We start from the raw sequence: 19,583 nt of genomic DNA, 5'->3' as shown, positions 1-19,583 counted from the left end.
ATTAAAAAACGCCATTAAAATAAAAAGGGTTTAACGAAATGATACTATGTCTGATGAGAAAAACTATAGTAGAATTGCCATTATACTATATCGGGTATTGATAGTCCTTTGTGCTATTATCGTGGTAATAGCCATTATAGCAATTTATTTTGAAGGATAGATTTTACTTCTTAAAAGACTTTAGCCCATAGCTTAAGGTTAATACGCCATAAACTTCCGGTAAACATCTGGTGAAATAAAGAATTAGACTTTCATAATCTCTGCTTCCTTTACATGAAGTATGTTGTCTATTGTTTCTGTGTAAGTGTTAGTCATTTCCTGAATATCAATTTCCGCATTTTTTTCAAGATCTTCAGATATCCCCAGGTTTTTTATTTCTTTATTAGCTTCCTGCCTTGCACTACGAACACTTATTTTAGCTTCTTCCGCTTCCGCTTTCGCCTGCTTTACTAATTGTATTCTTCTTTCTTCAGTTAGAGGAGGAACATTAATAATGACCACCTCTCCATTATTCATAGGATTAAAACCAAGGTTGGCATTCATAATAGCTGTTTCTATTTCGGACAGCATATTTTTCTCCCAGGGTTGAACAGAAAGTGTTCGTGCATCAGGAGTATTTATATTTGACACCTGAGACAAGGGAGTCTGTGAGCCATAATACTCCACCATTACCGACGATAACATGGCGGGGTTAGCTTTCCCTGCTCTAATTTTTACTAATGCCTTTTCCAAATGTAATATAGCACCGTCCATGCTTTCTTTGGTGGCCTCCAAAATAAATTTAACATCTTCGTCCATAACAAATTTTTATAACCTATTTATACAAATTATACCAAACTAAAGATCTACTACTGTTCCAATATTTTCACCTGATACTATTTTCATAAGATTGCCTTTTTTGTTCATATCAAAAACAACAATTGGAAGATTGTTTTCCTGACTAAGTGTAAAAGCAGTAGTATCCATTACTTTTAACCCTTTGGTTAGTACATCATTAAAGCTAATAGTATCGAATTTGGTAGCCGTTTTGTCTTTTTCAGGATCACTGGTATAAATACCATCAACTCTAGTGCCTTTTAAAATAACGTCAGCTTCAACTTCAATGGCTCTTAAAACTGCAGCAGAATCTGTAGTGAAATATGGGTTTCCGGTACCTCCCCCAAAAATAACTACCCGTCCTTTTTCTAAATGGCGCATTGCTCTCCTTCTGATAAAAGGTTCCGCAACTTCGTTGATCTTTATAGCAGATTGTAATCTTGTTTGTACCCCATTGTGTTCCAAAGCACTCTGTAATGCCAAACCATTGATGACTGTTGCCAACATCCCCATATGATCCGCTTGAACCCTATCCATGCCGTTACTTGCACCGGCAAGTCCCCTAAAAATATTTCCTCCCCCAATGACAATTGCTACTTCAACCCCCAGGTCTACGACTTCCTTAATTTCTTTTGCATAGGCCGCCAGTCTCATCGCATCTATCCCGTATTGCTTGTTGCCCATTAGTGCTTCACCACTGAGTTTAAGAAGTATTCGTTTGTATAACATATTGTCTTTACCTGATTTGGAAACAAAAATAATCAAAAATATTTATGGGAACTCTTCGTTAAGGTTTAATGATCATCTTAATTATTTCCTAATAACTCGTATGATCTAGATTAATTTTAATAATCTTGTTTTTAACAATACTATCTCAGGTTCAAATGAAAAAATTAATTATCCTATACGTTTTCCTTGTATTATTATATGGTTGTGGTTCTACAAAGTCCGTATTGTCGGCAGATAAAGCAGTTATCGAAACAACAATAGATTTGGTAAACGTTGATAATGACAGAGTAAGAGTAACAATGAACCCGGGGTCATTTAGTAAACAAAACATTTCTTTTTTTATTCCAAAAACCGTTCCAGGGACTTACAGTGAGGATGACTATGGCAAGTATATAGAAGACCTCAAGGCTATTGATTATCAGGGTAATGAACTTTTGGTTACTTCAATCGGAACCAATGAATGGAATATCTCCGATGCAACAAAATTAGATAAGATCGCTTATTATGTAACGGATACTTATGATAGTGAAAGTGAATTAAACGATCCGGTATTTTCTCCTGCCGGGACAAATATTTTAAAGGGCAAAAATTTTGTATTGAATCTTCATGGATTTGTAGGTTATTTTGAAGGCTTAAAGGAAGTACCCTATGAGTTAATTGTTTCTTCTCCTTCCGATCTAATACCTACAACATCATTAATTAAAAAGCAAGATGATTCCAGTAATACGACAGATATCTTTGTTGCTTCAAGGTATTTTGAAGTTGTAGATAATCCAATTCTATATGCGAAAGCAAACATAGCTTCTTTTGCCATTAATGATATTACAGTTAATTTGAGTGTTTATTCTCCAAATGACATTTATTTGGCTACAGATCTGAAGGAGAGTATGGAGCGTATGATGAGAGCTCAAAAAGAATTTCTTGGCGAGATTGATGGTACTAAGGAATATAATATATTATTGTATCTGTCTACCTTAGACGAAAGTGATGCTTCCGGATTCGGGGCCCTGGAACATTATACTTCTACCGTTGTGGTACTTCCTGAGCAAATGCCCATAGAAACTCTTGAAAAAGCAATGATAGATGTGGTTTCACATGAATTTTTTCATATTGTTACACCCTTGAATGTGCATTCAAAGGAAATTCAATTTTTTGATTTTAATGATCCTAAAATGTCTGAACACTTATGGATGTATGAGGGGACTACCGAATATTTCGCCAACCTGTTTCAGATTCAACAAGGTTTAATAGATGAGGCTGAATTTTATAGACGAATTGTAGATAAAATAAATAATTCCAAGTCCTATGATGATGCAATGTCATTTACAACAATGAGCAAAAATGTTTTGGAAGATCCATATAAAGGGAATTACGCCAATGTATATGAAAAGGGAGCCTTAATAAATATGTGTTTGGATATTAAGCTGAGGGACTTGAGTAATGGGGAAAAAGGAGTATTATGGTTAATGAAGGAGCTTTCAAAAAAATATGACAATGACACACCATTTGAGGACGGGGATATTATTGACGAAATTGTGGCATTGACCTATCCGGAAATCAAATCATTTTTTGATATTTATGTTATAGGTAATACACCTTTGGATTATGATGAGATTTTGGCTTCTGTTGGATTGAGGATGACAGACATGCAGGAGCGGAGCGGTTATTTCTTAAATGGTGAAATACCATTTATAGATATTGATCAAACTAATAATGATGCGATATTTATTAGAAGCGGTATTGAGTTAAATACTTTCTTTACAGATCTTGGTGCAAAGGGTGGTGATACTATAAGAAGTATTGATGGGATGCCTATTTCATTAGAATCGATTAGGCCTATAATTGGTCAAAGTTTTGGATGGACATCCGACAGGAAAATTACTATGGTCGTTCAACGCGGAGAGGAAGAATTAATACTGCAAGGAAAAGTTGGGACACCAACCCTTAAAGTAACCACTATTGTACCCATAGATAATTTGGAAAACACCCCACAATCCAAACTTAGGAGAGCCTGGCTCAAAGGCTAAGTGTCTTTTCGGAATAGTTAAGATTTCAGTAAATAAACTTTTTGACTGGAAGAACAGGATTGAACTAAATTGATCAAATAAAAAAACCACTTTTCTTTTTGAAAAGTGGTTTTTATTAAACATTAAATGGGTTTTTTATCCTAAAGCGACCCTTTCAAAACCTGTGATTTTCAAATCAGGATTAACAGATTTGATATATTGAGAAACACTCTGTTTACTATCTTTAATAAAATCCTGGTTAACCAGAGTATTGTCTTTAAAGAAACGTTTTAATTTTCCTTTTGCAATATTATCCAGCATGGCCTCAGGCTTACCTTCCTGACGTAATTGATCTTTGGCTATTTCTATTTCCTTATCAATAACGGATTGATCTACCGCGGATTCATCAAGCGCAACCGGATTCATAGCAGCAGCCTGCATTGCTATATCTTTGGCAGCTACGGCAGCACCTTCAACGGCACTCGAAAGACCTACCAATGTTGCAATCTTATTGCCCGCGTGAATATAAGATCCTACAAAAGGAGCATTTAGTTTTCTAAAGCCACCGATTTCAATTTTTTCACCAATTACACCGGTTTGTTCAGTTAGTTTTTCCTGTACTGATATGCCATTGTAATTAGCATTAAGGAAATCATCTTTACTATCAAAATCAAGTGCAAGTTTAGCCAGCTCATTAGCAAGGGCAACAAAACTATCATTCTTGGCAACAAAATCGGTTTCACAATTCAGCGATATAATAACTCCACTAGTTTTGTCAGAATTAACCTGAGCTATAGTGGCCCCTTCAGAGGAATCTCTGTCTGCTCTTTTAGCAGCTACTTTCTGTCCTTTTTTTCGAAGGATTTCAATAGCTTTTTCAAAATCTCCTTCGGCCTCAACCAATGCATTTTTGCAGTCCATCATTCCTGCACCTGTGGTCTTTCTTAAATTGTTAACTTCTGCAGCGGTAATTTTTACCATTTTATTTTCTTTTTATAGAACACGATAGCCCGTATTCAGTTGTCAATTAATTTATAATTATACTACTCCACCCTTAGCCTTATCCTGCCAATCTTTTAATTCATCCCAGTTTCCATCAGCCGCCATTTTTGCTTGTTTTGGCCAGGAGCCCGGATCTAAATGTGCCATTCTGGAACTTGCTTCGGTCAGGATTTCCTTAATTTTATCTGCATTTGCTTTAGCTAATTTCGCATATGAATTAATTCCTGCCTTGGTAAGTGCCTCGGCTGCTTTTGGACCAATACCTTCAATCTTTGTAAGATTGTCAGCATCTGCTTTTACTGTTTTTTTAACTGCAGCAGCTTCCTTTTTCTCGGTTATCGGCTCAGCATCTTCCTTTGTTTGCTTAGGCGTATCTTTTTCTTTAACAGCTTTAGCTTTTTCTTCTTTAGGTGCTTTGGTAACCGCAACGGTTTCTTCCTTTTCTTTTTCTACAACTGCTGTTTCGGATTTAGCAGTAGTTTCATCAGAACCACCTTCTTTTCCAGCTTGTTTTTCGGATTTACGCTCTTCCAGTCCAGCTGCAATTGCATTTGTAACTTCCGTTAATATCACATCAATAGATTTAGATGCATCATCATTAGAAGGAATTACGTAATTAATGGGTCTTGGATCTGAGTTGGTATCCACCATAGCAAATATGGGGATATTCAATTTTTGAGCCTCTTTTACGGCAATATGCTCACGCATAGTATCCACTATAAACAAGGCTCCGGGTAAACGCGTCATGTCAGATATTGAACCAAGGTTCTTTTCTAATTTAGCACGAAGGCGATCTACCTGTAAGCGTTCTTTTTTAGAAAGGGTGTTAAACGTTCCATCTTTCTTCATCCTATCAATGGAAGCCATTTTTTTTACTGCCTTTCTAATAGTAACAAAGTTGGTCAACATACCTCCGGGCCATCTTTCTGTGATGTATGGCATGTTCACGTTAGATACTTTCTCAGCAACAATATCTTTTGCCTGTTTCTTAGTGGCTACAAATAGGATCTTCCTGCCAGAGGCCGCAATTTTAGACAAGGCTTCATTAGCCTCTTCCAATTTTGCAACCGTTTTATATAAATTGATTACGTGAATTCCATTCCGCTCCATGTAGATGTAAGGAGCCATATTTGGATTCCATTTTCGTGTAAGGTGTCCAAAGTGCACACCTGCTTCTAATAATTCTTTAACTTCAGCTTTCTTAGCCATTTTAATACTTAGTTTACGTTCTTTTGAATTAGCAATGTTGAAGTGGTATTCCTTCTTAGTGGAAAGCCTCCAACATTTAGATGCTAAACTAAATTTAACCTTTACCTGCTTTATAGTTACCTTAAATATAAGTAACTAAAAGGTTTAGATTTTTAATTGTCTCTAATACAAGAGACTTTCAATGAACTTGGGTTAAAAATCCTGAATTTATTCCAGGACTATATAATATTTTTATCGTTTCGAGAATTGGAATTTCTTCCTTGCTTTTTTCTGACCAAACTTTTTACGCTCAACCATTCTAGGATCTCTAGTAAGTAATCCTTCAGGTTTTAAAACCTCCCTGTTTTCGGCCTCAATCTCACATAGAGCCCTTGACAAAGCCAGGCGTACTGCTTCTGCCTGTCCTGTAATTCCACCTCCGTAAACATTAACTTTCACATCATAATTATCCACAGTATTAGTTAAAGCAAAAGGTTGTTTTACTTTATACTGTAAAGTAGCTGTAGAGAAATAATCTTCTAATGTCCTTTTATTAACGGTAATGTTGCCTTTTCCTTCTGAAATATAAACGCGTGCAACAGCCGTTTTTCTTCTACCTATTTTATGAATTATGTCCATCTATTTAAGGTCATTTAAGTTAATAGCCTTTGGTTTTTGTGCTTCCTGATCATGATCAGTGCCAACATAAACTCTTAAGTTTCTAAACAGCTCAGCTCCTAATTTGTTTTTAGGAAGCATACCTTTTACTGCTTTTTCAATGATACTTGCAGGATTTTTATCCAAGAGTTCCCGAGCAGTGGTTGATCTTTGACCTCCGGGATATCCGGTATACCTAGTGTAGGTCTTGTCTTCCCATTTATTACCGCTAAGTTGAATTTTCTCCGCGTTGACAATAACAACATTGTCACCACAATCAACGTGTGGCGTAAAATTTGGTTTGTTCTTACCTCTTAAAATTTTTGCCACTTTAGAAGCAAGACGTCCCAATGTTTGGCCCTCAGCATCTACTAATAACCACTGCTTTTCAACAGTATTCTTATTAGCAGATTTGGTCTTGTAGCTTAATGTATCCACTACTTCTTTTTTTTATTAATTAAACACTTCAATCCCGTTTAACGGGCTGCAAATGTACAACTATTAAGTTTAAATGCAAACCGTTATTTCTCTAATTTTTAAAAATAATGATGACTGTTTAAATCTGATATTTTAAGCAAGATTTTAAGAATAATGTATAAAGCAATATATAAGGGCTGTTAGATGAACTTTAAAATCGTCCTCTAATCTAGCCCCCTAGATATACTATATGGCCATTTTTTACGTTTTTCAACAGATAAAAACATTTGTAAACCCAATTAAAATGATACGTAACCTATTAACTCTTTTTATTGCAACAGCTCTTTTATTTTCCTGTTCATCAGACAAGGATGATTCAAATCAAGATAATGATATTGTTGGGTCATGGGAACTAACCGCATTGGAAATTGATGAAAGTACGGCAAGTGATGATGAAAAATACGCCCAGGATATTTTAAGCTTCTTATCTGCAATAAATTGTTCTATTATGACCATTACTTTTAATGCAGACTTAAGCGTCATTACGGAAAATTCAGGAAACTACCTCGAGATAAACGTAAATCCCGGAGGTACAGGACTCGATGTTCCATGTCCAACTCAGAAAGACACTAGCATAGATAGCTATATGTTTGAAGGAGGAGTATTAACCTATATAGATGAGAATGAGGTTGAGACTACTGTGAATGTTGAGATTTCAGGAAATACTATGAGAGTAAATGCCACGGAATTAGATTTTACGAATTTTAATGATGGCGGTGTTTTGGTCTTTACCAGAAAGTAATAAGAAATTCAACTGAAACTAAAAACCCTTCGTTTTTTAACGAAGGGTTTTTAGTTATTATAAAACTTGGTTTGTAAACTCTGTTCTTTAGATGAAATAGAAATTCTTTCTATTCCAGCCTTGAGGAGGGCAATTGGAATATTAAGGGCATGGATGCGAATTTCCTATCTATATTTCTGGATGATATTACCGGATATATCAGAAATAAGGATATCTGCTTTTGAACTATTCTCTAGTCCAAGCAGATTAACAACATTGGTAGCCGGGTTGGGGAACACCTTTATCTCAGTCTGATAATTTTTATTATCCGAATTAACATCTTGCTGAGCATTTAAACATAAAGTGCTCAAAACCAAAAAAAAGAAACAGACAGGAACTTTTGCCATGACTTAGTTTTATTTTGAAGAGATTAATAACCTCATTTTTCGAGGCAAATAATCATATCACAGAGTAATAATCTTACCCTAAAAATAAAACGGATAATTCCTGCTTTTCTTATCAGTGGGCTTCGAGCCAATTTGTTCCTGTTCCTAATTCTACATCTAAAGGCACAAGAAGTTCATAGGCGTTTTCCATTTCGGTTTTAATCATAACCTGGAGATCTTCCAGTTCTGGTTTAAAAACGTCAAAGACCAGTTCATCATGGACCTGGAGAAGCATCTTGGTTTTAAAATCACCTTCTTTAAGCTTTCTGTGGATATTGATCATGGCTATTTTTATTATATCGGCTGCGCTTCCTTGTATAGGTGCATTCACTGCGTTCCTTTCTGCAGCACCGCGAACAATGGCATTACTGCCATTTATATCCTTTAAATAACGCCTCCTGCCTAATACCGTTTGTACATATCCATGTTCCCTCGCAAAGTCTATCTGATCACTAATATAATTTCTCAGTTTTGGATACGTCTTGTAGTAAGTATCAATTAATTCCTTAGCCTCCGTCCGTGATAGATCAGTTTGATTGCTCAATCCAAAGGCAGACACACCGTAAATTATACCAAAATTCACCGTTTTCGCATTACTTCTTTGATCTCTGGTAACTTCGTCAAGGGGTACATTAAAAACTTTTGAAGCGGTTGAGGCATGAATGTCTTCCCCGTTTTTAAAGGCTTCAATCATTGTTGTTTCTTCACTTAGGGATGCAATTATTCTAAGCTCTATTTGTGAATAATCAGCTGCCAAAAGAAGATAATTATTATCTCTGGGAATAAAAGCTTTACGTACCTGCCTGCCTCTTTCTGTGCGTATTGGTATGTTTTGAAGGTTAGGATTATTGCTGCTTAACCTTCCTGTGGCAGCTACAGTTTGCATATAATCTGTATGTACTCTGCCAGTACTTTCTTCAACCTGTTCCGGTAATGCATCAATATAGGTACTCTTTAACTTGGCCAGGCCTCTGTAATTTAGGACATCTTTAATTATTTGGTGTTCTTTGGCAAGATAGGAAAGCACATCCTCCGATGTGGAATACTGACCTGTTTTTGTTTTTTTTGGCTTGTCTACAAGTTTCAGCTTATTAAATAAAATATCACCTAACTGCTTTGGAGATGCAATATTAAATTCTTCACCAGCTTCCTTGTAGATCTTGACTTCCAGGTTTTTTATATCATTTTCTAAATCTTTTGAAAGCGAATTAAGAAATTCTATGTCAAGGTTTATTCCCTCTAATTCCATATCTGCCAGAACATTTACCAAAGGAATCTCAATATTCCTGAAAAGATCTTCTGTTTTAGCTTCCTTAAGTTCTTTTGCAAACTGCTTTGCTAACTGAAAAGTTATATCAGCATCCTCTACGGCGTATTCTGTTTGTCTCTCTATACTAACCTCACGCATGCTCAATTGGTTTTTACCTTTTTTTCCAATAAGCTCAGTTATAGATACTGGGGTATAGTTCAGGTAAGTCTCTGCTAAAACATCCATATTGTGACGCATATCAGGATTTATAAGGTAATGCGCTATCATTGTATCAAATAAACTTCCTTTTACAGGAACATTATATTTGTGAAGTACTTTTATATCATATTTTAAATTCTGTCCGATTTTCTCTATGTTTTCAGCCTCGAAAAAAGGTCGGAGTTGTTCAATTAATTCCTGAGCATTTTCCCGTTCTTCAGGAAAAGGAACATAAAAACCTTTACCGGCTTCCCAGGAGAAAGCTATTCCAACCAGCTCGGCTACAAGAGGATTTAAAGAAGTTGTTTCGGTATCAAAACAAACTACAGATTGTTTCATTAAATTTTGAAGGAATAATTTCATGCCCATTCCTGATGAGACACTCTGATAAACATGAGATACATCATTAATGGTTTTTCTGCTGGAAAATTCTTTTAAAGTTGCAGGAGAATCGCCAGTACTTCCAAATAGTGAAAACTGACCACTTCCAGCAGCCTGGGGCTCTTTTTTTGGTTGTGGTTCATCACTGTTCACTTTTTCATCTGTCACAGCAGCTTCTTCTGAGAAGATCCTTAAGAATTGTTCTTTAAGCCTTCTAAATTCCAATTCCTCAAATATTTTCTGTACTCCTTCGCTATCGGGTTCAGAGAGTTCATAATCCTTTGCATCAAAAGTAACGTCGCAGGTCACACAAATAGTAGCTAATTTTCTTGAGAGGCGTCCCAATTCGGCATTTTCTTCCACTTTCTCTTTCATTTTCCCTTTCAGTTTATCCGTATTCGCAAGCAGGCCTTCAAGGGTGCCAAATTCTGCTATAAATTTTTTGGCGGTTTTATCGCCAACTCCCGGAAGTCCGGGAATATTATCGCTGGCATCGCCCATCATTCCCAAATAGTCAATAACCTGTTCGGGATGTTCTACTCCAAATCGATTTTGTATTTCAGGGATTCCCCAAATTTCAACTCCATTGCCCATGCGGGAAGGGCGGTACATAAAAATATTTTCTGAAACCAATTGCCCGAAATCTTTGTCGGGCGTAACCATATATACTTTGTATCCTTCTTTCTCTGCCTGTTTGGCCAGTGTACCAATAATGTCATCTGCTTCCAAGCCAGATACTTCTATGCAGGGAATATGCATGGCTTTAAGAATGTCCTGAATTATAGGTATTGCCACCCGAATGGCGTCCGGGGTCTCAAGCCGGTTTGCCTTATATTCTGCAAATAATTCTGTGCGCTCCGTACTGCCGTCTTTATCGAAACAAACGGCCAGGTGGTCTGGCTTTTCTCTTTTAATTACGTCGAACAAGGAATTTACAAACCCCATGATTGCCGAAGTATCCATTCCTTTGGAATTTATCCTGGGGTTTTTTATAAGGGCATAATACCCCCTAAATATTAATGCATATGCATCTAATAAAAAAAGTCGCTTCTGGTCTGCCATATTTAATGTGCTTGTAGAGTTCCAAAACTACAAAGTTTATGCGCTTTAGTAAAGTATTTAAGAGCTTATATAGCTGCTTGCTGTTTTATTATTATGTCCTTGTTCAGAATACACCCTGTAGGTAAAGCCGGGCTGTATGCAATACCCTCCGGTCTCTCCTTTTTTGTTGATGGCAATAAAGCCAATTTGGAAATCCAGTTTCTCATTGTTTTTGGATATGATGCGTTTGACTCCTTCTTCACATGCTTCCTGAGGCGTTTTACCCTGCCTCATCAATTCAACGATAAGAAAACTTCCAACAGTACGAACAACTTCTTCACCAACCCCTGTGGCCGTAGCTCCCCCAACTTCATTATCCACAAATAATCCGGCTCCGATAATTGGGGAATCGCCAACCCGACCCCCTATTTTATATGCCATCCCGCTTGTGGTGCAAGCACCGGCAATATCTCCTTTACTGTCAATAGCAAGCATCCCGATAGTATCGTGATTTTCTATGTTTATTATTGGTTGGTATTTCGAAGTTTTTTTCCATTCCAACCATTCTGCCTTCGACTTCTCAGTAAGTAAGTTTTCTTTTTTAAAACCCTTTTGATAGGCAAACAATTCCGCCCCTTTGCCTGCAAGCATTACATGAGGTGTTTCCTCCATTACTTTTCTGGCAACCGAAATAGGATGGACGATATTTTTAAGATATAATACAGCTCCGCAATTACTGTCTTTGTCCATTATACAGGCATCCAGAGTAACATTGCCATCCCGATCCGGTCTGCCTCCCTTACCTACAGATTGATTGTTTATATCTGCTTCTTCAATCATTACTCCCTGTTCTACAGCGTCCAAAGCGGTACCAGCATTGTTAAGAACTTTCCAGGCTTTATTTGTTGCATTGAGGACATCCCATGTTGCTATGACAATAGGTTTAATCGTTTTATTAACTGCCTGAGGTTTCTTATCCGTTTCGCAGGAAGCTAATAAGGATGCGGAAAAGATTCCGGCTGTACTTAAGGAAGAATTTTTTAAAAATTTTCTACGTTTCATCTGGGCTGGGTTGCTTACTTTTATAGGTCTAAATATATGAAATGATCGTAGAAGTATGTGCTAATTCCTATCAATCTGCTGTCAATGCAGAGGCAGCCGGAGCGGACAGAATTGAGCTCTGTTCAGAATTAGCGGTTGGAGGTATAACTCCGTCCTATGGTTTGATAAAGAAAGTTTCAGAAAAACTTGGTATTCCCATTCATGTTTTGATTAGACCTAGAAGCGGGGATTTCACTTATTCCAGGGACGAATTTCAGATCATGAAAACAGATATTGCAATCTGTGCAGATCTTGGTATATCGGGAATAGTTTCAGGAGTTTTGTATGCCGACGGTACATTGGATAAGAGACGGACAGGCGAACTGATAGCTGCAGCCGGGGATTTACAATTTACTTTTCACCGGGCATTTGACTGGGTAACTGATCCTTTAAAAACACTGACAGAACTTGAGAATTTGGGAGTAGACTGTATTTTAACCTCAGGAGGAAGACAATCAGCAGAGGAGGGTATAAATCAGTTGGTCTCGTGGAGAAAGAAGGCAGAAAAATGTGTTGTTATGCCTGGTGGAGGAATACGAGAACACAACGCACTGGTTTTTAAAAATGAAGGTTTTAAAGCGATTCATCTTTCGGGAATAAAGTTTAGTAAAACCCTGAATAAAAAACCCCAACTTTCAATGAATACTGCCTCGTATCTCAGAGATGATGAAATTGCCCTAACTGATTTCGAGATTGTTCGTGCCTTAATTCAAAGCGTTAAATAAAAGGTAAAGATGTAAAGCGATACCCTGTTAAAGAAATATATTTGTAAAAAATAGCATATGTTACGCTGGATTGTTTTTATAATAATTTATTTTATTTTGGGCTTCTATACCTTACAAGCCTTGAAGACCGCAACCAGGTTTCCCTGGGTTTACTTTGTTTTTGTTGCCATGTCGTTAATAGTACTTGGGAACTTTATTTTTCAATTTACCTGGGGCGAAACAGACGGCAGGGTTTTAAGCAGACCTAAAAGTTATGCTTTTGGGTTTTTGGCAGCCATCCTTACCTTCAAAATAATTACAATTATATTTCTTTTTTCTGAAGATATTTTCAGGGTCATTGCGGCGGGGTACCAGAAATTTTACGGCACTACAAGGGAGTTCAGCCTACCGGAGAGAAGAAGGTTTTTGAGCTTAATTGCCATGGGTATAGCAGCAATTCCTTTTGGGGCATTACTATACGGAATGTATAGAGGGAAATACAATTTTAAGGTATTAAAATACAAAATGGAATTTGAAGATCTGCCCCCGGCTTTTGACGGATATCAGATTACTCAAATTTCAGATATTCACAGTGGGAGTTTTGACAATAGAGGAAAAATCGAATATGCGGTTGATTTGATTAATAAGCAAAAGAGCGATGTTATTTTTTTTACCGGAGATATGGTAAATAATAAAGCGGAAGAAATGATACCATGGGCTGAATTGTTTTCAAGCCTTAGCGCTGTAGATGGGAAATATTCAATTCTGGGAAACCATGATTACGGTGATTATGTTACCTGGAATACCGAAGAAGAAAAGATGAAAAATTTGGATGAACTTAAGCTTATGCAAAAGGAAATGGGTTTTGATCTCTTGCTGAATGAGAGTCGATATCTGAAAAAAGAGGAAGATAAATTAGCTTTAATTGGTGTTGAAAACTGGGGAAGAGGCGGTTTTAGAAAGTCGGGTGACTTAAAAAAGGCAGCCTCTGAAATTAGCAAGGATGATTTTAAAATCCTATTGAGTCATGATCCATCTCATTGGGAGGATGTAGTTTTAAAAGATAAGTATCATTATCATCTCACATTAAGCGGTCATACGCATGGAATGCAGTTTGGAATAGAAATTCCAGGATGGGTCAAATGGAGCCCGGTTAAATGGCGCTATAAATATTGGGCAGGTATTTATGAGGAACTGGGAGAGTTTATAAATGTAAACCGGGGTTTTGGATTTTTAGGGTACCCGGGAAGAGTAGGTATATGGCCGGAAATCACTGTAATTACTCTAATAAAGAAAGATTTAACGTGAATTTAACTTGCATGTTCTGCCCAAAATTATGGGCATACCCGATTTTTTAACATTTTTTCATACATTTGATCTATAACCCAATGTAATTTATATGTCCAAATTCGGTGAACTTATAGATCTAAATATACCTGTACTACTTGACTTTTATGCTGAGTGGAATGAGCAATCTACCTCTATGCATCCGGTTCTGCGGGATGTTGCAGCAGCTTTAGGAGATAAAGGAAAGGTTATAAAAATAGATGTTGATAAGAATAAAGAACTATCACAAGCACTTAGAATTAAAGGTCTCCCTACCCTTATGATCTACAAAAAAGGGGAAATGGTGTGGAGACAAAGTGGCGAGCAGGATGCAAACACACTTATAGGGATACTTAACGAATACCTATAAAAGTAACTTCGTATTTATAGCAATAACCTGGATGATTGGAGAATCAGTTTCCACCACTAACGGTATCCAGCCCAGTCGCTGAATCTAGTGAGTTACCTGAAACCGAATCACCTTCAAGGGGCGAAGTATCTCTCATATCAGGATTAGATTGCTCTAATAATGGAGGCTCTTCCAAGATCTCATCCTTGTAAAAGTGACTGAACCTGTCTATATGCTCATTAAAAATTAAGGTTTCTTTTTCTGCCAACTCCCGGTCATTATTTTCGATAAGAATATCAATGTTTCTTCTATAAGCTTCCATGTCACCAATAATATCTTCAATATTATCATATTGTTCGTCCAAAGGAATGCTTGAATAATAGTCCAATCGATCCTGATAAATATTCCTTAACCTATAAAATAAATCTCGGGCTTTCTCTGTTTCTCCTACCTTATAATATCCATCCACATAAGGTTCAACAAAAGCGTAAAAGCCATAGTATTCCAAAGGCATATTTGTCATGGCAATGTTAATCACATCTTTTGCTTTGTCTATTTTGTTTTCTTTTATAAGAGCTTCTGTTAATCGTGCAAGATTGCCCCGGAAAGATAAACCTTGTGTTCTGGTTTGTGGATCATGATAGATCTTTGAACTTCCTGAATTGCCCCAATCCCATCCTTTTACGATATCGTACATCAGTTCTGTATCTATTCGCCCCATCTCAAAAGAACTTTGATTTTTCGTTTGGATAGGCACTAATTTATAGGCTAATCCCTCCAGCTGTAAATACTCTTTCATCCAGATGTATTCTGCTTTGTCGAAACTACCGCCGGAAAAGTAGATTGGGCGTTTCCAATCATTATTAGCAATGATATCCAGCATCATAATCCTGTTTTTCGGCAGTGCACTTTTCGGCAGGTCAATATCAATATAATCAACAATTAATGCAGAATCTTTTTCTTTGACCAGGCCACTTTCAAGTACGTTTTTCTTGTTAACCGGTACTCTTATTTTGTTAGTTGGATAATATACAAGGTCTAATGTGCTCTCCGAATATTCGCTTAGATCAGCACCCTGTTTTTCAAGTATATATTTGAATTTTGTCTGAGGCTTATTACTGCCTACCCAATTCATAAAATCCTTGATGTTCCATCTTTTTTCCTCCAAACCAGGAAGACCCTGATAATAAATTACATCCCTGTTGCCATATCTATAAAGATCATGCGTCAGCTGAGAGGGTATAGGCTCACTTTTATAGGCCTTTCGCTTCATTTGATCCACATACCAATCTGTTGCAAAAAGGCTGGTACAAATTATTCGTACATCGGTACGGTATCCCTCAATTTCCTGTGCATACCAAAGCGGAAAAGTGTCATTGTCTCCAATAGTGAATAACATGGCACCCGCATCTTCCTGGCATGAATCAAGATAGGCCATGGCACTTGCGCGGGCGGTATAGCGATTAGAACGGTCATGGTCATCCCAATTCTGAAAGGCCATTACCCCCGGGACAGCCAAAAGGCAGATCACAAGGATAGCTGGTCCAAGCACCTTTGGATTTATTAATTTTTTAAATTCTTCATAGAGGCCATAAACCCCTAAACCAATCCACAAGGCGAAAATATAAAAGGAACCTACAAGCGAGTAGTCACGTTCACGTGGCTGAAAAATATAGGGATTTGTGTAGAATTGAATTGCAATTCCTGTAAAAATAAAAAACACAAAAAGAGCCCAGAATTGCTTAGGATTTTTGGTAAACTGGAAAACCAAACCTATAATGCCCAGAATTAAGGGCAAAAAGAAATACGTATTTCTACCTTTATTATCCAATACATCCTTTGGGAGATTTTCCTGAGTTCCCAAACGAAGGCTGTCTATAAACCCAATTCCGCTTAACCATTCACCATTGCCATTATAACGGCCCTGCACATCATTCTGTTTCCCAACAAAATTCCACATAAAATAACGCCAGTACATATAACCAAATTGGAACTGAAACATATATTTCACATTCTGCCAAACGCTCGGGGGTTCTACTTCCAGATATTCTCCAAACTGCCTTAAAAAGCCAATGTATTGTGCTTCATCTATTTCACCATTGGCAAGACCAGATTTAACTTGGGCAACTGCTTTGCGCAACTCTTCGTTAGATGTCTTCATCCTAAAATTCAAAGGGCCGAAATATTTCATGTAGTTTTCAGCGTTCTGATCACTCCACATTCGTGGTAATAAACCCCTGTGATCTTCATTGGGCCCCTGCATTGCATTCTTGTATTTATTTACAACAATGTATTTGCCCAATTCTTTATCTTTTTCATATTTGGGTTTATCATCCTTCTCAGGTCCTGCCGGAGCAAACGTATCTGAATAATAAGTGCCATAAATTGGGCTGTCTACCTGTGGGTATTGTTCTCTGTTGTAATAGGCAAGCAACGAACGAGCATCTGAAGGATTATTTTCGTTGACTACCACATTGGCATTTGCTCTGATTGGTAACATAAGCCAGGAAGAAAAACCAAGAAATAAAAACATAGCGCAGAGCACCAAAGTATTGGCTACTCTGTAATTGTTTTTTCTGGTATACCGCAATCCAAAGTAAAAGGCACCAATAAATACCAAAAGCATAATTATGGAACCCGAATTAAAGGGTAAACCTATGCTATTGATAAAGAAAACTTCGCTCCAGCCAAATAATTTTAGCACGTATGTAAGCGAAAATTTATAGACCAACATTAAAATTGCAATTACACTAATGTTGGCTAAGAGAAAATTCTTAACGGTGGTGGTTTTATATTTTTTGAAATAGTATAGTAAACCTATGGTTGGAATTGCCAAAAAGCCCATAAATTGAATACCAAAGGTAAGCCCTACTACAAAGGAAATGAGGATCAACCATCGATTACCCCTTGGATCCTCAAGGTCATCTGTCCATTTTAACCCTATCCATAACAGCAGCGCCATTATAAAACTGGCCATGGCGTAGACTTCAGTTTCTACGGCATTAAACCAAAAACTATCTGAAAAGGTAAAAGTCAAAGCACCAACAATGCCACTGCTAAATACGGCGATGGCATTACTGTTTGTGAACTTATCTTTTTTGGATATTAACTTTCGTGTTAGATTGGTAATGGTCCAGAACATAAACAAAATGGTAAAAGCACTGGAAACCCCAGAAACATAATTTACCATTCTTGCAACCTGGTCCGGTTCCAAAGCGAACATGGCAAAAAAAGCGCCAATCATTTGAAGCAAAGGTGCGCCCGGTGGGTGCGCCACCTGTAATTTTGCAGAGGTTGTAATGTATTCTCCTGCATCCCAGAAACTACCTGTAGGTTCTACCGTAATAGTGTAAGTAATAAGGGCTATAAAAAAAACGACCCACCCAAGGATGGTGTCCCATTTCTCGAAGTTCTTTGAAAACATGTACTATGAAGTTTACCAGTCTGGGCGAATTTACTAATTAAAATAGATATGGGCTTATATTTTTGTCAAACCTTTAACAGGAGGCCATTGTTCTTTTTTTTGATTGATTGTATCCAAAATATTTGTGCAAATAAAAGTTTGTCTTAAATTTGCAGGCTCTTATGCACTAATGGCCTATGGTGTAATTGGCAACACAGCTGGTTTTGGTCCAGTCGTTCTAGGTTCGAGTCCTAGTAGGCCAACGAAAATTGTATACCCATCCCAATGCTTCTTTAGTGTTGGGATTCTTAATTTTAGTTTCTTAGTCTAAGTCCTCAGGAATTTGAGGCTCATCTTGAATTTTCAGATCATTTTGTTTTAGTAGTTCGTCTGCTTCCTTTAATTCATCTATTTCATCGTCTACCAGGTCCAATATGGTGCTCATTTTTTTCTTATTCTTAATCATAGCCCATGTCATGATAAGACTTGTGCCTATAATCACAAAAAGCAGAATCCCCGGTTCAAATGTAGCTACCTGTACTTCTGAAGGAATTGCATAAAACAGTAATATTGTAATGAGGCCCCTTGGAGCAATAAATAGTTGTGGCAGTATATCGCTGCCTATAAAAGTTCTTAAGATTACAAATCTAATAGCGTAGATGGAAAGAATAATAAGGACACTTACCAGGGCTACCTGAAAGTTAAATAAAGATGCAATGGCTATGGTCAACCCAAAAATAACGAAGAAGAAAGTACGCACTACAAATGCCGTTTCGAGGGTCACAATATGAAGTTCATGATAAATACGATGCGCTTTATCATACTCTAGAAAGTGTGATAATTTTCCACCAAAAAATAACTTCATATTCGCAATTACTAAACCGAATATCAAAATGATAAGTAAAGAGGAGAGATGAAGTTGTTTGCCTATTGCATATAAAAGAAGCAAGACGGCAATTAGCAGGAAAAGTTTGGCCTGACTTTTTATCTGTTGAAAAATAAGAATAATTGCATAACTCGCAATAAGTGAAATTACTATAGTTAGTAGAATATTAAGAGCAAAACCTCCGGCACCCGAATCCTCTGCAGGATTTAGCCCACTCACAAGGAAATAGAACATCATGATTCCCATAATATCAGAAAATGTACTTTCATAGATGTGGAATTCCCTTTTCTTTTCCGCAAGCTCACTAACGCTTGGAATAATAATAGCGCTGGAAAGTATAGATAAAGGTGTTGCATACAACCAGGCGGCCTGCATAGACATATCCGGGATAAATTGATGAAGAATTAGCGTAGCTACCCATGCAGAACCTATCAGCCCTGTGAGTGCTATTGCCATAGATTTCAAAATAGGGATTATTTTTTCCTTTTTTAATTCAAGTTCAAGTGCAGCTTCGAGTACTATCATTATAAGGCCAATAATACCCAGCACCTCCAATGCTGGAAAGAAGTCAACTTCTTCGGAGGTAAAAGTTTTAAGTACAAATTGCAAAATAAACCCAAGAAGTATAAGTAATAGGACAGACGGAATATTTGTTCTTTTTGAGATACCATTAAATAGAAAAGAAAGAATAAGTATTACCGATGCTTCAATAATAAGGTTATAGGAGTTAAAGACGTCCATTTAAATGTTGATTAATGCGATTAGATTTAATTCATTTATACTAAAGTTACTATTAAAAGTGAAACGTTGGTGATCTTGCTATAAGTATCTTATATAAATGGAATAAGCTTCTGTTTTAAAATCAAAAAAAATTGTATATTT

16 protein-coding genes and 1 tRNA gene are annotated in these 19,583 nt (G+C 37.0%); 6 read left to right on the top strand and 11 right to left on the bottom strand.

What is annotated here, in order from left to right; genetic code table 11:
* Positions 1 to 243: 243 nt before the first annotated feature.
* A complete protein-coding gene (gene frr, locus Q0874_RS15025) occupies positions 244 to 798 on the bottom strand; it encodes a ribosome recycling factor (protein WP_299164339.1) in 555 nt (184 codons plus the stop codon).
* A 39-nt stretch (positions 799 to 837) separates the two neighbouring features.
* On the bottom strand, positions 838 to 1,545 hold the full coding sequence (gene pyrH / locus Q0874_RS15020; protein ID WP_299164338.1) for a UMP kinase: 708 nt from the start codon (positions 1,543 to 1,545) through the stop codon (positions 838 to 840).
* Positions 1,546 to 1,700: 155 nt separating this feature from the next.
* On the opposite strand from pyrH, the gene Q0874_RS15015 reads away from it, so the two are divergent.
* Complete coding sequence (locus Q0874_RS15015) at positions 1,701 to 3,572, top strand: peptidase M61 (RefSeq protein WP_299164337.1); 1,872 nt, start codon at positions 1,701 to 1,703, stop codon at positions 3,570 to 3,572.
* A gap of 135 nt (positions 3,573 to 3,707) precedes the next feature.
* Here the strand turns inward: Q0874_RS15015 and tsf are convergent, their stop codons facing one another.
* The 4 genes from tsf to rplM all read right to left on the bottom strand — a co-directional run bounded on the left by tsf (position 3,708) and on the right by rplM (position 6,836).
* Positions 3,708 to 4,532, bottom strand: coding sequence for a translation elongation factor Ts (gene tsf / locus Q0874_RS15010; protein WP_299164336.1), 825 nt, complete (start codon positions 4,530 to 4,532; stop codon positions 3,708 to 3,710).
* Positions 4,533 to 4,589: 57 nt separating this feature from the next.
* Positions 4,590 to 5,762 (bottom strand): 30S ribosomal protein S2, encoded by a 1,173-nt coding sequence (gene rpsB / locus Q0874_RS15005; protein ID WP_299164335.1) that lies wholly within the window; start codon positions 5,760 to 5,762, stop codon positions 4,590 to 4,592.
* Positions 5,763 to 5,993: 231 nt separating this feature from the next.
* The gene (gene rpsI / locus Q0874_RS15000; protein ID WP_299164334.1) at positions 5,994 to 6,380 is read right to left on the bottom strand and encodes a 30S ribosomal protein S9; all 387 of its coding nucleotides are present in this window, start codon (positions 6,378 to 6,380) and stop codon (positions 5,994 to 5,996) included.
* A complete protein-coding gene (rplM, locus tag Q0874_RS14995; protein ID WP_299164333.1) occupies positions 6,381 to 6,836 on the bottom strand; it encodes a 50S ribosomal protein L13 in 456 nt (151 codons plus the stop codon).
* A 283-nt stretch (positions 6,837 to 7,119) separates the two neighbouring features.
* On the opposite strand from rplM, the gene Q0874_RS14990 reads away from it, so the two are divergent.
* Positions 7,120 to 7,617 (top strand): hypothetical protein, encoded by a 498-nt coding sequence (locus Q0874_RS14990; protein WP_299164332.1) that lies wholly within the window; start codon positions 7,120 to 7,122, stop codon positions 7,615 to 7,617.
* A gap of 164 nt (positions 7,618 to 7,781) precedes the next feature.
* On the opposite strand, the gene Q0874_RS14985 is transcribed toward Q0874_RS14990, so the two are convergent.
* The 3 genes from Q0874_RS14985 to Q0874_RS14975 form a co-directional block, all read right to left on the bottom strand.
* Positions 7,782 to 8,003 carry a T9SS type A sorting domain-containing protein gene (locus tag Q0874_RS14985; protein WP_299164331.1) on the bottom strand — a complete coding sequence of 74 codons (222 nt, stop codon included), beginning with the start codon at positions 8,001 to 8,003 and terminating at the stop codon, positions 7,782 to 7,784.
* A gap of 112 nt (positions 8,004 to 8,115) precedes the next feature.
* Entirely contained in the window at positions 8,116 to 10,953 is a 2,838-nt protein-coding gene (polA, locus tag Q0874_RS14980; RefSeq protein WP_299164330.1) for a DNA polymerase I, read from the bottom strand.
* Between the two features lie 57 nt (positions 10,954 to 11,010).
* Entirely contained in the window at positions 11,011 to 11,994 is a 984-nt protein-coding gene (locus Q0874_RS14975; RefSeq protein ID WP_299164329.1) for an isoaspartyl peptidase/L-asparaginase family protein, read from the bottom strand.
* Positions 11,995 to 12,035: 41 nt separating this feature from the next.
* On the opposite strand from Q0874_RS14975, the gene Q0874_RS14970 reads away from it, so the two are divergent.
* The 3 genes from Q0874_RS14970 to Q0874_RS14960 all read left to right on the top strand — a co-directional run bounded on the left by Q0874_RS14970 (position 12,036) and on the right by Q0874_RS14960 (position 14,433).
* Positions 12,036 to 12,758, top strand: coding sequence for a copper homeostasis protein CutC (locus tag Q0874_RS14970; RefSeq protein ID WP_299164328.1), 723 nt, complete (start codon positions 12,036 to 12,038; stop codon positions 12,756 to 12,758).
* Positions 12,759 to 12,815: 57 nt separating this feature from the next.
* Entirely contained in the window at positions 12,816 to 14,045 is a 1,230-nt protein-coding gene (locus Q0874_RS14965; RefSeq protein ID WP_299164327.1) for a metallophosphoesterase, read from the top strand.
* Between the two features lie 91 nt (positions 14,046 to 14,136).
* Positions 14,137 to 14,433: a co-chaperone YbbN gene (locus Q0874_RS14960; RefSeq protein WP_019670695.1), complete on the top strand. Its 297-nt coding sequence runs from the start codon at positions 14,137 to 14,139 to the stop codon at positions 14,431 to 14,433.
* 43 nt (positions 14,434 to 14,476) lie between these two features.
* Here Q0874_RS14960 and Q0874_RS14955 read toward each other — a convergent pair whose 3' ends face one another.
* Positions 14,477 to 17,836, bottom strand: coding sequence for a DUF2723 domain-containing protein (locus Q0874_RS14955; RefSeq protein ID WP_299164326.1), 3,360 nt, complete (start codon positions 17,834 to 17,836; stop codon positions 14,477 to 14,479).
* Positions 17,837 to 18,006: 170 nt separating this feature from the next.
* On the opposite strand from Q0874_RS14955, the gene Q0874_RS14950 reads away from it, so the two are divergent.
* A tRNA-Gln gene (locus Q0874_RS14950) sits at positions 18,007 to 18,078 on the top strand.
* Between the two features lie 59 nt (positions 18,079 to 18,137).
* On the opposite strand, the gene Q0874_RS14945 is transcribed toward Q0874_RS14950, so the two are convergent.
* The gene (locus Q0874_RS14945) at positions 18,138 to 19,442 is read right to left on the bottom strand and encodes a cation:proton antiporter (protein ID WP_299164325.1); all 1,305 of its coding nucleotides are present in this window, start codon (positions 19,440 to 19,442) and stop codon (positions 18,138 to 18,140) included.
* Positions 19,443 to 19,583: the final 141 nt, after the last annotated feature.

The organism is uncultured Eudoraea sp. (assembly GCF_947490415.1).
Lineage (GTDB): Bacteria > Bacteroidota > Bacteroidia > Flavobacteriales > Flavobacteriaceae > Eudoraea.
This window is presented reverse-complemented; position numbering and strand designations above follow the sequence as displayed.

Excerpts from the sequence above, each read along its gene's own strand:
- frr (WP_299164339.1), bottom strand. The coding sequence starts at position 798 with ATGGACGAAGATGTTAAATTTATTTTGGAGGCCACCAAAGAAAGCATG.
- pyrH (WP_299164338.1), bottom strand. The coding sequence starts at position 1,545 with ATGTTATACAAACGAATACTTCTTAAACTCAGTGGTGAAGCACTAATG.
- Q0874_RS15015 (WP_299164337.1), top strand. The coding sequence starts at position 1,701 with ATGAAAAAATTAATTATCCTATACGTTTTCCTTGTATTATTATATGGT.
- tsf (WP_299164336.1), bottom strand. The coding sequence starts at position 4,532 with ATGGTAAAAATTACCGCTGCAGAAGTTAACAATTTAAGAAAGACCACA.
- rpsB (WP_299164335.1), bottom strand. The coding sequence starts at position 5,762 with ATGGCTAAGAAAGCTGAAGTTAAAGAATTATTAGAAGCAGGTGTGCAC.
- rpsI (WP_299164334.1), bottom strand. The coding sequence starts at position 6,380 with ATGGACATAATTCATAAAATAGGTAGAAGAAAAACGGCTGTTGCACGC.
- Q0874_RS14990 (WP_299164332.1), top strand. The coding sequence starts at position 7,120 with ATGATACGTAACCTATTAACTCTTTTTATTGCAACAGCTCTTTTATTT.
- Q0874_RS14985 (WP_299164331.1), bottom strand. The coding sequence starts at position 8,003 with ATGGCAAAAGTTCCTGTCTGTTTCTTTTTTTTGGTTTTGAGCACTTTA.
- polA (WP_299164330.1), bottom strand. The coding sequence starts at position 10,953 with ATGGCAGACCAGAAGCGACTTTTTTTATTAGATGCATATGCATTAATA.
- Q0874_RS14975 (WP_299164329.1), bottom strand. The coding sequence starts at position 11,994 with ATGAAACGTAGAAAATTTTTAAAAAATTCTTCCTTAAGTACAGCCGGA.
- Q0874_RS14970 (WP_299164328.1), top strand. The coding sequence starts at position 12,036 with ATGATCGTAGAAGTATGTGCTAATTCCTATCAATCTGCTGTCAATGCA.
- Q0874_RS14965 (WP_299164327.1), top strand. The coding sequence starts at position 12,816 with ATGTTACGCTGGATTGTTTTTATAATAATTTATTTTATTTTGGGCTTC.
- Q0874_RS14960 (WP_019670695.1), top strand. The coding sequence starts at position 14,137 with ATGTCCAAATTCGGTGAACTTATAGATCTAAATATACCTGTACTACTT.
- Q0874_RS14955 (WP_299164326.1), bottom strand. The coding sequence starts at position 17,836 with ATGTTTTCAAAGAACTTCGAGAAATGGGACACCATCCTTGGGTGGGTC.
- Q0874_RS14945 (WP_299164325.1), bottom strand. The coding sequence starts at position 19,442 with ATGGACGTCTTTAACTCCTATAACCTTATTATTGAAGCATCGGTAATA.